The organism is Candidatus Accumulibacter phosphatis, from assembly GCF_000024165.1.
In the GTDB taxonomy this organism is placed as follows: Bacteria; Pseudomonadota; Gammaproteobacteria; order Burkholderiales; family Rhodocyclaceae; genus Accumulibacter; species Accumulibacter phosphatis.
Genome location: NC_013194.1, coordinates 881,611 through 893,930 on the forward strand (window position 1 = coordinate 881,611; position 12,320 = coordinate 893,930).

Sequence of the window (12,320 nt, forward strand, 5' to 3'; positions counted from 1 at the left end):
GGTCTGGCCGGCGAGCCAGCCCTTGCCTAGACAGACTTCTTGCGCAACACATAGGTTCGCCACATGAATACGCGTGGCAGGAAATCCACGTGCCCGACAATCACGAGGCCGGCATCGCGGCATTCCTGCTCGAATTGTGCACTCGGCACGATGAATCGGTTGTCGCTCTTTTCACCACCCTGGCGCCGTTTTTCTTCGAGTTTGCGGCGGCGCCAGGCCTTGTAGTTGCCGTCGACCCACAGCGAAAGCACTATGGTGTCGCGCGTGACGCGCCGAAACTCCTTGAGCAGGGCGACACGGTTGGTCGATTCGCCGATGTGGTGCATGAGGCGAATCGAGAAGACGCAATCGACACTGTTGTCGGGCAAGGTGATCTCGAAGGCGGAACACTGCAGCAGGCGGAAACGCCTTGCCACGGCGGGGTCGCGAACCTTGGCGGCGATGTCCAGCATGGCTTGGCTGTAGTCGGCGGCGAGCAGTTCGCGCTGTGGGTCGGCAGCGAGCAGCGACCAGAAGCGGCCCGTACCGCAGGGCAGGTCGAGGACCGACGCCGGTTTGCCGGCCAGCGCCAGCGCACGTTCCGCCATCCGATGTTCCATCCGGTCGGACAGTTTCTTGCGGTGGTGTTTCTCGAAGTACTGCTGCGAATGGTCATCGGTGTACTTGTCCGAGAAGGGCAAGTGAATGGCAGCTTTCTGCTGGTCGCTCATGTGGTGGCTCGGCATCTGGTGCCCTGGACGGGCCGACGTTCGGAAGGAGAAAGAGGATAGCACATACGGCGCGCCGCCTCCGCGCTGGACGGGTTGCCGGCCGGAAACCTCCACGGGCCGGTCTGGAGCTAGGTCAGGATCAGGTTGTCACGGTGAATGATTTCCGGCTCGTCGATGTAGCCAAGGATGTCTTCGATGTCCTGGCTGGCGTGGCGCGCAATTCGCCGCGAGTCGCTGCTGCCATAGTTGGCGAGGCCACGCGCAATCTCCTTGCCATCGCCCGTGACACAAGCGACGGCCGCACCACGTTCGAATTCTCCCTGGACGGCAAGGACGCCGATCGGCAGCAGGCTCTTGCCTTCCCGTAGCGCGCGCACGGCACCTCTGTCCAGCGTCAGTTTGCCGTTGAGCTGGAGGTGGTCGGCCAGCCATTGCTTGCGCGCCGTGAGGGCTTGCGTCTCCGATACCAGGAGGGTGCCGAGCGATTCCCCGCGCGCCAGTCGCAGCATGACATCGCTCTCCCGGCCGCTGGCGATGACCGTGTGCGCTCCGCTGCGCGCCGCACGCTTGGCGGCAATGACCTTGGTGATCATGCCGCCTTTGCCGAACTGCGTGCCGGCGCCGCCGGCCATCGCTTCGAGTGCCGGCAGCCCGGCACGCGCTTCGCTGATCAGCGTGGCGGTTTCGTCCTTGCGCGGATCGGCAGTGAACAGGCCTTGCTGATCGGTGAGGATGATCAGACAATCGGCTTCGACGAGGTTGGCGACCAGCGCTCCGAGCGTGTCGTTATCGCCAAACTTGATTTCGTCGGTGACGACGGTGTCGTTCTCGTTGATGATCGGTACGACACCGAGTTCGAGGAGCGTAGTCAGTGTCGAGCGTGCATTGAGGTAACGCTTGCGGTCGGCGAGGTCGTCATGCGTGAGCAGGATCTGCGCAGTGTGCAAGGCGTGCCGTGCAAAGGCACTTTCATAGGCCTGGGCCAGCCCCATCTGGCCGACTGCCGCTGCCGCCTGCAGTTCGTGCACGGCGCGCGGGCGTTTGTGCCATTCGAGGCGCTGCATGCCGCAGGCGATGGCGCCGGAGGAGACGAGGATCACCTGTCGCTCCGAACGCCGCAAGCTGGCGATCTGTCTGGCCCACTCGTCGATGGCGGCGAGATCGAGTCCTTCGCCGTTGTTGGTGACCAGGGCGGAGCCGACCTTGATGACCAGTCGGCGGGCAGTGGCGATGCGGGTGATGGCCATGTTCACGGGCTCGGGTGGTCGGCGAACAGGTCTTCGGAAAAGACCACGGTGGCGTCGCTGGCTGTCGCTTCGACGGCGGCAGCGGTTGGCAGCGTGTCGAGCGCTTCCTGCAGTTTCTGCGTCAGCGCGCGGCAGCCGTCGCCGCTTATCGCGCTGATGCGAAAACAGGGGCTGCCTGCCGCGCCGACTCCTCGCAGGAAGGCGGCGATGCGTTCTTCACGTTCTTCCGCGGGAATCAGATCGAGCTTGTTGAAGACCAGCCAACGCGCCTTGCTGGCCAGTTGCGGGTCGTACTTCTCGAGTTCGCTGACAACATTCAGGGAATCGCCGATCGGGTCGGCATCCGGGTCGGGCGGGGCGAGGTCGACGATGTGCAGCAACAGGCGCGTGCGGGCGAGGTGCTTGAGAAAACGGATGCCCAGGCCGGCGCCATCGGCGGCGCCCTCGATCAGTCCCGGTATGTCGGCAATGACGAAACTCCTGTCCGGAGCCGTGCGCACGACACCCAAGTGGGGATGGAGGGTGGTGAACGGGTAATCGGCAACCTTGGGACGCGCCGCCGACACGGCACGCAGGAAAGTGCTCTTGCCGGCGTTGGGCAGGCCGAGCAGGCCGACATCGGCAAGCAGGCGCAATTCCAGCCGCAGTTCACGCTGCTCGCCGGGCTCGCCACGCGTGCATTGGCGTGGCGTACGATTGACGCTCGACTTGAAATGGATGTTGCCGAGGCCACCCCGGCCACCCCGGGCCAACAGAAACTTCTTCCCGTCGATGTCCAGGTCAGCGAGTACTTCGTTGGTGTTGACATCGGCGATCACGGTCCCGACGGGTACGTGCAAGGTCAGATCCTTGCCGCGTTTTCCGTAGCAATCGCTCGAACCGCCGTTGGTGCCGCGCTGTGCGCGATATCGACGCACGTAGCGGTACTCGATCAGGGTGTTGACGTTACGGTCGGCGACGAAATGCACGTTGCCGCCGTGGCCGCCGTCACCGCCGTCCGGGCCTCCCTCGGGTTCGTACTTGTCGCGCCGGAACGAGGCGATACCGTTGCCGCCGTCGCCGGCCGCGACGAGAATCCGAGCCTCATCGATGAATTTCATGATTCGATCTTTCCATCGTGCCAGATTGGCAAAGAAAAAGCCCTACCGGCAAGGATAGGGCTTTGTCCAGGGGTGGCTGCCGAGGCAGCCGCCAGGCGGCGGTTCAGGCGGCAGTTGCCGGGACGATGCTCACCGTGCGCCGCCGCAACGCACCCTTGATCGCGAACTGGACATGTCCATCGACGAGCGCAAAGAGCGTGTGATCCTTGCCGATGCCCATGTTTTCGCCCGGATGGTACGCCGTGCCGCGCTGGCGAATGATGATGTTGCCGGCGCGAACCAGTTGACCGCCATAGCGCTTGACGCCAAGACGCTTTGCTTCCGAATCGCGGCCGTTGCGTACGCTGCCGCCTGCCTTCTTGTGTGCCATGAGTCAGACTCCTCTCGATTCAGTCTGAAGCAAGCAGCGCCGCACCGTCGCTGATGACGTCCACCCGGATTTCGGTGTAGTTCTGGCGATGCCCCTGATGCTTCTGATAATGCTTGCGACGCCGCATCTTGAAGATGCGGACCTTGTCGTGGCGGCCTTGCGAAAGCACAGTTGCCTTGACCGTGGCGCCGGCGACGAGCGGCGTGCCGACCCTGACGGTCTCGCCTTCGCCCACCATCAGGACATGGTCAAGGGTGAGTTCTGCGCCAACGTCTGCCGGTATCTGTTCTATTTTCAGTTTTTCGCCGCTGACAACGCGATATTGCTTGCCCCCGGTTTTTATGACCGCGTACATGTTGGACTCCAAAGAACTAAACAAAGTGAAGCAAAGAACCGCGCATTATACGGAGTTCTTCGCTTGCGTCAAAGGGTTTGCAATGCCCTGCAGGTCGGCGTCGCTTGACGCAAGGCAGGTCGACGCCTAAGATTCCGCAATTTTTGTGTCAAGGTGCCGTGCCGTGAGAATGGAGCAGTTCTACAACCTGATCGAGCTCGATATGACGGCCGTCGACGCGGTGATCCGCAGGCGTCTTCATTCCGACATCGCGCTGGTCCGTCAGGTCGCGGAGTACATCATTCAGGGCGGTGGCAAGCGCCTGCGTCCGGCTCTGGTGCTGCTGGCAGCCGGTGCGCTGGACTATCGGGGGACGCACCATCACGAACTCGCCGCGGTGATCGAATTCATTCACACGGCCACGCTGCTGCACGATGACGTCGTCGATGGCTCGGACCTGCGGCGGGGTCGGGATACCGCGAACGCGATCTTCGGCAACTCGGCCAGCGTGCTGGTCGGTGATTTCCTGTATTCGCGCGCTTTCCAGATGATGGTTGCGGTCGACGACATGCGCGTCATGCGGGTGTTGTCGGACGCGACCAACGTCATCGCCGAGGGCGAGGTGCTGCAGTTGATGAATTGCCATGACGCGGACGTCGACGAGGCGGGCTACCTGCAAGTCATTCGCTACAAGACGGCCAAGCTGTTCGAGGCGGCGGCGCAACTGGGCGCCATAATCGGCGGCGGTTCTGCAGCAGCCGAGCAGGGCATGGCGACTTACGGCATCCACCTGGGGACGGCCTTTCAACTGATCGACGATGTGCTGGATTATTCCGGCGCCGAGGTGGAGACCGGGAAGCATCTGGGCGACGATCTTGCTGAAGGCAAGCCAACGCTGCCGCTGATCTTTGTGCTGCAGCATGGCAACACAGAACAGGCGGCTTGCGTAAGGCGGGCCATCGAGAGCGGCGGTCGGGACGACTTCCCCAACGTCCTGGCAGCGATTCGCGCCACCGGGGCGCTGGACTATGCGCGACGCAAGGCCAGGGCGGAGGCTGAACTCGCCGCAGCCGCACTCTCGGTCGTGCCTGCTTCTCAATACAAGGATTCCTTGCTAGAATTGTCCCTCTTCGCCGTTGCCAGAAGTTACTAGCACGGTCGTTGCCTCGGTCGGGGCGTAGCTCAGCCTGGTAGAGTACTGCGTTCGGGACGCAGGAGTCGGAGGTTCGAATCCTCTCGCCCCGACCACTTCAATCGCCGCGCTTCGCGCGGTTTCGCAAGGCGCTCACGGTTCTTCCGTAGGCGCTGTCATCGTCAGTCGCGCCAAATCGTTGTGCCCCGGGTTCCGTCGTCGGCAGCTTCTGCTATGCTTGTCAGCCCTGCAGAATTCATCTGGCCATGACGAAATACCTTTTGCTGATCGCGTTGGTCATCGCCGTCTGGTGGCTCTGGCGCCACGCCCGCAAGTCGCAGGCCGGAGCGGGGACGCGGCCGGCCCAGCGGGAGGTTGAACGGATGGTGCAGTGTGCCCGCTGCGGCGTCAATCAGCCGGTCAGCGAGAGCATTCTCGACGAAGGCCGCTACTACTGCTGCGCAGCCCATCTTCGCGAAGCACGCTCCGACGATCGCTGAGTAGCCATGTTGAACACGCCGGTTCGCAGCGAGCGCTTTTCCGAGACTCACTGGAAGTCGCTACGTTACTTCAACCTCTACCGGCTGGCGGTTGCGGCTCTGCTCTTCTCCGCCGCACTGCTTCACCCGTCGGCCTTTGCCGTTCTTGGTCCTGACCAGGGTCGTCAGCAACTGCTGGTCCTCGCCAGCCTGTATCTGCTGAGCACCGCCATAGCGGTGTTGCTTGCCTATCAGCTTCGTCGGCACGCGAGCATGCAGCTCACCGGTAGCGTGCTGGTCGATGTGCTGGTCATGACCCTGTTGATTCATGTCGGTGGTGGCCTGGGCAGTGGCCTCGGCTCAATGCTGCTGGTGACGCTGGCCGGTGCCGGGTTGGTTGGTCAGGGGCGCCTGGTGGTGTTCTATGCGGCAATGGCCACGCTGGCGATTCTCTTTGAGCAATCGTATCGGGCACTCCAGAACGACTTCGACGTGCTTGGATTCTTCAACGCTGGGGTGTTCAGTTCCGCCTTCTTCGCGGTCGCGGTGTCCGCTCGCCTGCTGGCGCGGCGGGTGATAGCCAACGAGGCGCTGGCGCTGCAGCGTGGTGTCGATCTGAAGAACCAGACGGTGATCAGCCAGCGCGTCATCGAAGAGATGCAGGACGGCGTCCTCGTGCTTAGCCGCGACGGCCGGGTCAAGCAGAGCAATCCACGGGCACGGCGGCTACTGGGCTTGAGTGGGGCAAGCGATTGTCTGTTGGCCGAGTGCTCGGCTGATCTGGCACAGGGTTTCGTTGCCTGGAGTCAGGGTGTCGACCAGGAATCGGTGCTCGCACGGGTGCCGGCGAGCGGCTTCGAATTGCGCGCCAGCTTTGTGCCGACCGAGACTTCCGACCGTGATGTGCTGGCGTTCCTGGAGGATATGGGTTCCTTGCGGGAGCAGGCGCGGCAGATGAAGCTGGCCGCACTCGGTCGTCTCACCGCCAACATTGCGCACGAGATCCGCAATCCCTTGTCGGCGATCAGTCATGCTGGCGAACTGCTGCGCGAGGAGCGGCGTGGCGAGATGCACGAGCGCTTGCTGCGCATCGTTCTGGACAACGCGCAGCGGCTCGATCGCATTGTCAGCGACGTCCTGGAACTCGGACGTCGTGATCGCGCCTATCGCGAGTCGATAGACCTGCGTCAGGCCTTGCCCTTGTTCATCGAAGAGTACCTGGTCAAGGAGGACTTGCCTGCAGACGTTCTCACGCTCGAGTTGGCAGGCTCGGCCACGCTCTGCTTTGATCGTTCGCATTTCCACCAGGTGCTGTGGAACCTCCTCGGTAACGCCGTACGTCATTCGCGGCGTGCGGCGGGCAGCGTTCGGCTGGTCGTTCTTGATGGCCGGGTCGCTGGGCAGATCGAACTGCATGTCATCGACGATGGCGAGGGGATCGATGATGCCTGCCGGGAGCAGATTTTCGAGCCGTTCTTCACCACGCACCACCGCGGCACCGGTCTGGGGCTCTATATCGCGCGCGAGTTGTCCGATGCCAATGGTGCCCAACTCGAACTGCTGGGCACCGGGCCCGGTGCCGATTTCCGTCTCTTGGGGAGGACTACAGGATGTCACTAGGCAAGGCGGAGCGGCGCCCGCGCGGCGAGTTGGCAAGAGTGCTGGTGGTCGACGACGAGGCGGATATCCGCGAACTGCTCGACCTGACCGTGGCTCGTATGGGCCTTTCGGCCGACTGCGCGGCAACTGTGGCGCAGGCGCGGCAGCTGCTCGAACAGCACCGCTATCAGCTGTGCCTTACCGATATGCGATTGCCCGACGGGGAGGGATTGGAGATCGTACGGCTGATCGGTGAGCGCTACGGCGAGACACCGGTGGCGGTGATAACGGCTTTCGGCAGCGCTCAGAACGCCGTCGCCGCGCTCAAGGCAGGAGCCTTTGACTATCTCGCGAAGCCGGTTGCGCTCGATCAATTGCGCAGCCTGATCAAGTCGGCGCTCAGTCTTCCCACAAGGAGTGGATCCAGCGAAGCCGGGCAGCCGTCGGGCGCTGCGGCGCAACTGATCGGCGAGTCGATGGCGATTGCCCAGGTGCGCCAGATGATCGAGAAGCTGGCACGCAGCCAGGCGCCGCTGTATGTCTCCGGCGAGTCGGGCACCGGCAAGGAACTCGCGGCACGCCTGATCCACGACCACAGCGCGCGCCGCACCGCGCCGTTCGTTCCGGTCAACTGCGGGGCGATTCCCGAGAACCTGATGGAAAGCGAGTTCTTCGGCTATCGCAAGGGCGCATTCACCGGCGCCGACAGCGACCGCGCCGGTTTCTTCCAGGCGGCCACCGGTGGGACACTGTTTCTGGACGAGGTTGCCGATCTGCCGCTGTTGATGCAGGTCAAGCTCCTGCGTGCCATCCAGGAGAAGAAAGTGCGCAAGGTGGGCAGCACTGTCGAGGAGGCGGTCGATGTGCGCATCATCTCGGCGACCCACCGAATGCTCAAGGACTGTGTTGACGCCGGATCGTTTCGTCAGGATCTCTATTACCGTCTGAACGTCATCGAACTCAGGATGCCGCCCCTGCGCGAGCGTCAGGAAGATGTCGAGCCCCTGGTCGCGGCGCTGCTGGTGCGCATCTGCGGAGCGCAGCCGCCGCGCGTCGAGGCGGCAGCCATGCGCGCGCTGAAGGCGTACAGCTTTCCCGGGAATGTCCGGGAACTGGAGAATGTCCTCGAGCGGGCTACCGCCTTGTGCAGCAACGACACGGTGCTGATCGACGATCTGCAACTGGCTCCGGTCATGGCGGTGAGTGACAGCGTGGGCAGGGATGGCGAAACTCTGGACGACTACATCAACCGTGTCGAGAAGCAGGCAATCGTCGAAGCCTTGACGAAGACCGACTTCAACCGGACGGCGGCTGCCAGACTGCTCGGCGTGACCTTTCGCTCGCTGCGCTATCGTATCGAACGGCTGGGCATCGAAGAGTGAGTCGTCTGGCCGATGGCGCGCCGGCGATGCCGGCGGGTGGCTGGCTTGATGAGGCGCTGCATATCGTGTCGCCAAATCGTGACCCGCGCCCGCCTGGCGAAGTCGTGTCGATGATCGTCATCCACGCGATCAGCCTGCCGCCGGCGCGTTTTGGCGGCGACGGCATTGCGCGGCTGTTTACCAATCGACTGGATCCTGCTGCCCACCCGTACTTCGCGCAGATCATCGGCTTGCGCGTCTCCGCGCATTTCCTGGTTCGTCGCGACGGCGAGTTGATACAGTTCGTTTCCTGTCGGGAGCGTGCCTGGCATGCCGGCCTTTCCGCGTGGAAGGGACGCCAGGGCTGCAACGACTTTTCGTTGGGAATCGAGCTGGAGGGCTGCGACGAGTCGCCCTTTGAAGACGCCCAGTACTCCTGTCTGCTGGCGCTTGTCGGCAGGTTGTGCGCTGGCTATCCGATCGACGCGGTGGTCGGGCACAGCGATATCTCCCCAGGGCGGAAGACTGACCCGGGACCCTGCTTCGACTGGCGGCGCCTGGGATCGATCGGCGAGTTGCCCGGCGACCTGCCGCGACGCCGATGACCCTGCTCTGGGCCGTGTAGCGGTCTGCGAGCGCGCTGGTACGTTCCTGTCCCGCGTCGGCAGGCTTTGCCCGCACTCGCCCCGCGACACCGCTCCGTGCGGCGTGGCTCAGCCGAGATACCTGCGGATTCGCTCGGCGGCTTCCGCCAGGCGTTCAACACCGGTGGTGTACGCGAAGCGCAGGTGCTTTTCCGGCGCGTTGCTGCCGAAGTCGAGGCCTGGTGTCGCGGCGACCCCGGTCGCATCGAGCAGGTCGTGCGCGAAGCGCTCGCTGTCGTCGGTCAGTTCGCTGCAATTCGCGTAGAGGTAGAAGGCGCCCTCCGCTCTAGCCGGCAAGCGGAAGCCAAGCGCCGTCAGGGCCGGGCCCAGGAAGTCCCGCCGACGCCTGAACTCCTGGCGTCGCGCTTCGAGGATGCTGATCGTCGCGGGAGCAAAGGCGGCGAGCGCCGCGTGTTGCGCTGGTGCCGACGGTGAGATGAACAGGTTCTGTGCGAGCTTTTCGATGTCGCGGCTGAAGCGTTCGGGAATGACCAGCCAGCCCAGTCGCCAGCCGGTCATGTTGAAATACTTGGAGAAGCTCTGCACGACAAAAATGTCATCACCAAATTGCAGTGCCGTCGAGGCGTCACGCTCGTAGCTCAGCCCGTGGTAGATCTCGTCGACGAGCAATTGTCCCCCCTGTTGGCGAACAAAGCCGGCAATGGCCGCCAGCACGTCGTCGTCGAGCAGGGTGCCGGTTGGGTTGGCCGGCGAGGCGAGCAGCGCGCCTGCCGTGCGCTCGTTCCAGTGCGCTTCGAAATCGGCGAGTGTCGGCTGGAAGTTGTTCTCGGGGTGGACGAGCATGCCGATGGGCACTCCCTCGAAGCTGCGCACGAAGTTGCGGTTGCAGGGATAACCCGGGTCGGTGAGAAGCCATTCGCTGCCGGGTTCGGCGAGGCAGGCCATGGCCAGCAGCAGTGCCCCGGAAGCCCCGGCGGTGACGACGATACGCGATGACGGGATGGTGATGCCGTAGCGCGTGGCGTAGAACGCGGCGATGGCACTGCGTAGTTCGGGGAGTCCGAGTGCCGGCGTATAGAACACGCGGCCGGTAGCGACATGCGCCTGGGCAGCGGCGAGGATCGGCTCGGGGGTCGGGAAATCCGGTTCGCCGACTTCCATGTGGATGATGTCGCGCCCGGTGGCCGCCAGTGCTCTGGCGTGCGCCATCAACTCCATGACGTGGAAAGGGGCGATGTCGGCTAGGCGGCTGGCGGGAAAGGTCGGCATGAACTGGTGACGGTATTGGTGAAAGCGGACAGTTTACCGATACGGCGTCAACCATGCGAAAAAAAAGGCCGCCCGCAGGCGGCCTCCACGGATGACACGGAATGCTCAGGCTGCCTGGAATTCCTTCTCGAACTTGTCGCGAACGTCGGCAAGCTTGGCAGGCAACTTGTCGCCCATCTTGCCGAACCAGTCCTTGACCCCTTCGAGTTCGCTCAGCCAGGCCTGCTTGTCGAGGCTGGTGACGCCGGCGAATTCCGCCTTGGAGAAGTCGGTACCGGACCAGTCCATGTCTTCGTAGTTGGGCATCCAGCCGAGAGTCGTTTCGACGCCGGAGGCCTTGCCCTCGCAACGTTCGATGATCCACTTGAGGACGCGCGCGTTGTCGCCGAAGCCGGGCCAGGCGAACTCGCCTTTTTCATTCATGCGGAACCAGTTGACCATGAAGATCGGCACCGGCTGGTCGGTGACGCTACCCATCTTCAGCCAGTGGCTGTAGTAGTCGGCCATGTTGTAGCCGCAGAAGGGCAGCATGGCGAACGGGTCGCGGCGGACGACACCCTGCTGGCCGAAGGCGGCGGCAGTCGTTTCGGAACCGAGCGTGGCGGCAGCGTAGACACCATGTTCCCAGTCGCGGGTCTGGCAAACCAGCGGTACGGTCGATGCACGACGGCCACCGAAGAGAAAGGCCGAGATCGGCACGCCTTCGGTGCTCTGCCACTGGTCGTCGATACACGGGCATTGCGCAGCGGGCGCCGTGAAGCGGGAGTTCGGGTGCGCTGCCTTGGTGCCCTTCTCCTTGGCGATTTCCGGCGTCCAGTCGTTGCCCTGCCAGTCGATGGCGTGTGCGGGCGCCGGGCCCATGCCTTCCCACCAGACATCGCCGTCGTCGGTCAGCGCGACGTTGGTGAAGATGGTGTTCTCGGCGAGCGAGGCCATGGCATTGAAGTTGGTCTTGTCGTTGGTGCCCGGGGCAACGCCGAAGAAGCCGGCTTCCGGGTTGATCGCGTAGAGACGGGTGACGCCGTCCTTGTCCTTGCGCGGCTTGATCCAGGCGATGTCGTCGCCGATGGTGGTGATCTTCCAGCCGTTCAGGCTTTGCGGCGGCACCAGCATCGCGAAATTGGTCTTGCCGCAGGCCGACGGGAACGCTGCCGCCACGTAGTGCTTGTCGCCGGCAGGCGATTCGACGCCGAGGATCAGCATGTGTTCGGCCAGCCAACCGTCGTCACGCGCCATGTTGGAGGCGATGCGCAGCGCCAGGCACTTCTTGCCGAGCAGCGCGTTGCCGCCGTAGCCCGAACCGTAGGACCAGATTTCGCGCGTTTCGGGATAGTGGACGATGTACTTGGTGGTCGGGTTGCACGGCCAGCGCGGATCCTTCTGGCCGGGCTCCTTCGGTGCGCCGATCGAGTGCACGCACGGAACGAAGGCGCCGTCGGTACCGAGGACCGGGAAGACGTCCTTGCCCATGCGGGTCATGATGCGCATATTGACCACCACATAGGCGCTGTCGGAGATCTCGATGCCGATCTGGGCGATCGGCGAGCCGATCGGACCCATCGAGAACGGGATGACGTACATCGTGCGGCCCTTCATGCAGCCCTTGAAGAGGCCGCTGAGGATGCCGCGCATCTTGGCCGGATCTTCCCAGTTATTGGTCGGGCCGGCGTCTTCCTTCTTCTCGGAGCAGATATAGGTGCGGTCTTCGACGCGGGCAACGTCGGATGGATCGGAGAATGCGAGGAAGGAGTTCTTGCGCTTCTTGAGCTTGGTGAAGGTACCGGCTTCGACGAGCTCGGCGCAGAGGCGATCGTATTCTTCTTGCGTGCCGTCAGCCCAGACGACCTGGGCAGGCTCGGTGAGTGCCGCGATTTCGGCGACCCATTTCTTCAGGCGTTCGTGTTTGACGTAGTCGGGGGCGTTGATGGAGACAGTCTGGTTCATGGTAATCACTCTCGAAGGAAGGTAGAGAAGCGGGACTTACCGTGGCGCGGCGCGCGCGGAGCCTGACCAACAGAGCCGGGGAGCGGAGTCGTCCGTCCAGGTCCGTGGGATGCGACGCGTCGGTCGCGGCTGGCGAGGAACAAGCCCAGTGCAGGGGGGTGAGATCAGCA

General features: G+C 63.6%; 12 protein-coding genes and 1 tRNA gene. 6 read left to right on the plus strand and 7 right to left on the minus strand.

Annotated features, from left to right (window positions below; genetic code table 11):
- Nucleotides 1-26 precede the first annotated feature (26 nt).
- The 5 genes from CAP2UW1_RS03810 to rplU all read right to left on the minus strand — a co-directional run bounded on the left by CAP2UW1_RS03810 (nucleotide 27) and on the right by rplU (nucleotide 3,782).
- Nucleotides 27-710 (minus strand): class I SAM-dependent methyltransferase, encoded by a 684-nt coding sequence (locus tag CAP2UW1_RS03810; protein ID WP_041567684.1) that lies wholly within the window; start codon nucleotides 708-710, stop codon nucleotides 27-29.
- Between the two features lie 128 nt (nucleotides 711-838).
- A complete protein-coding gene (gene proB / locus CAP2UW1_RS03815) occupies nucleotides 839-1,957 on the minus strand; it encodes a glutamate 5-kinase (protein ID WP_015765354.1) in 1,119 nt (372 codons plus the stop codon).
- 2 nt (nucleotides 1,958-1,959) lie between these two features.
- Entirely contained in the window at nucleotides 1,960-3,057 is a 1,098-nt protein-coding gene (gene cgtA, locus CAP2UW1_RS03820; RefSeq protein WP_015765355.1) for an Obg family GTPase CgtA, read from the minus strand.
- A gap of 103 nt (nucleotides 3,058-3,160) precedes the next feature.
- Nucleotides 3,161-3,427 (minus strand): 50S ribosomal protein L27, encoded by a 267-nt coding sequence (rpmA, locus tag CAP2UW1_RS03825; RefSeq protein ID WP_015765356.1) that lies wholly within the window; start codon nucleotides 3,425-3,427, stop codon nucleotides 3,161-3,163.
- Between the two features lie 19 nt (nucleotides 3,428-3,446).
- Nucleotides 3,447-3,782, minus strand: coding sequence for a 50S ribosomal protein L21 (gene rplU / locus CAP2UW1_RS03830; protein ID WP_015765357.1), 336 nt, complete (start codon nucleotides 3,780-3,782; stop codon nucleotides 3,447-3,449).
- Nucleotides 3,783-3,951: 169 nt separating this feature from the next.
- Here rplU and CAP2UW1_RS03835 point away from each other — a divergent pair, with 169 nt between their 5' ends.
- The 6 genes from CAP2UW1_RS03835 to ampD all read left to right on the plus strand — a co-directional run bounded on the left by CAP2UW1_RS03835 (nucleotide 3,952) and on the right by ampD (nucleotide 8,937).
- Nucleotides 3,952-4,914 carry a polyprenyl synthetase family protein gene (locus CAP2UW1_RS03835; RefSeq protein WP_015765358.1) on the plus strand — a complete coding sequence of 321 codons (963 nt, stop codon included), beginning with the start codon at nucleotides 3,952-3,954 and terminating at the stop codon, nucleotides 4,912-4,914.
- Between the two features lie 18 nt (nucleotides 4,915-4,932).
- Nucleotides 4,933-5,009: transfer RNA gene (locus CAP2UW1_RS03840), tRNA-Pro, on the plus strand.
- A gap of 150 nt (nucleotides 5,010-5,159) precedes the next feature.
- Nucleotides 5,160-5,393 carry a PP0621 family protein gene (locus CAP2UW1_RS03845; RefSeq protein ID WP_015765359.1) on the plus strand — a complete coding sequence of 78 codons (234 nt, stop codon included), beginning with the start codon at nucleotides 5,160-5,162 and terminating at the stop codon, nucleotides 5,391-5,393.
- Between the two features lie 6 nt (nucleotides 5,394-5,399).
- Nucleotides 5,400-6,992 (plus strand): two-component system sensor histidine kinase NtrB, encoded by a 1,593-nt coding sequence (locus CAP2UW1_RS03850; protein WP_015765360.1) that lies wholly within the window; start codon nucleotides 5,400-5,402, stop codon nucleotides 6,990-6,992.
- Nucleotides 6,983-8,353 carry a sigma-54-dependent transcriptional regulator gene (locus tag CAP2UW1_RS03855; protein WP_015765361.1) on the plus strand — a complete coding sequence of 457 codons (1,371 nt, stop codon included), beginning with the start codon at nucleotides 6,983-6,985 and terminating at the stop codon, nucleotides 8,351-8,353. Before CAP2UW1_RS03850 ends, CAP2UW1_RS03855 begins: the two co-directional genes overlap by 10 nt.
- A gap of 26 nt (nucleotides 8,354-8,379) precedes the next feature.
- Nucleotides 8,380-8,937, plus strand: coding sequence for a 1,6-anhydro-N-acetylmuramyl-L-alanine amidase AmpD (ampD, locus tag CAP2UW1_RS03860; RefSeq protein WP_041568110.1), 558 nt, complete (start codon nucleotides 8,380-8,382; stop codon nucleotides 8,935-8,937).
- Nucleotides 8,938-9,045: 108 nt separating this feature from the next.
- Here ampD and CAP2UW1_RS03865 read toward each other — a convergent pair whose 3' ends face one another.
- Nucleotides 9,046-10,206, minus strand: a complete 1,161-nt coding sequence (locus CAP2UW1_RS03865; RefSeq protein WP_015765363.1) for a pyridoxal phosphate-dependent aminotransferase — start codon at nucleotides 10,204-10,206, stop codon at nucleotides 9,046-9,048.
- Nucleotides 10,207-10,311: 105 nt separating this feature from the next.
- On the minus strand, nucleotides 10,312-12,150 hold the full coding sequence (locus tag CAP2UW1_RS03870; protein WP_015765364.1) for a phosphoenolpyruvate carboxykinase (GTP): 1,839 nt from the start codon (nucleotides 12,148-12,150) through the stop codon (nucleotides 10,312-10,314).
- Between the last annotated feature and the right edge of the window lie 170 nt (nucleotides 12,151-12,320).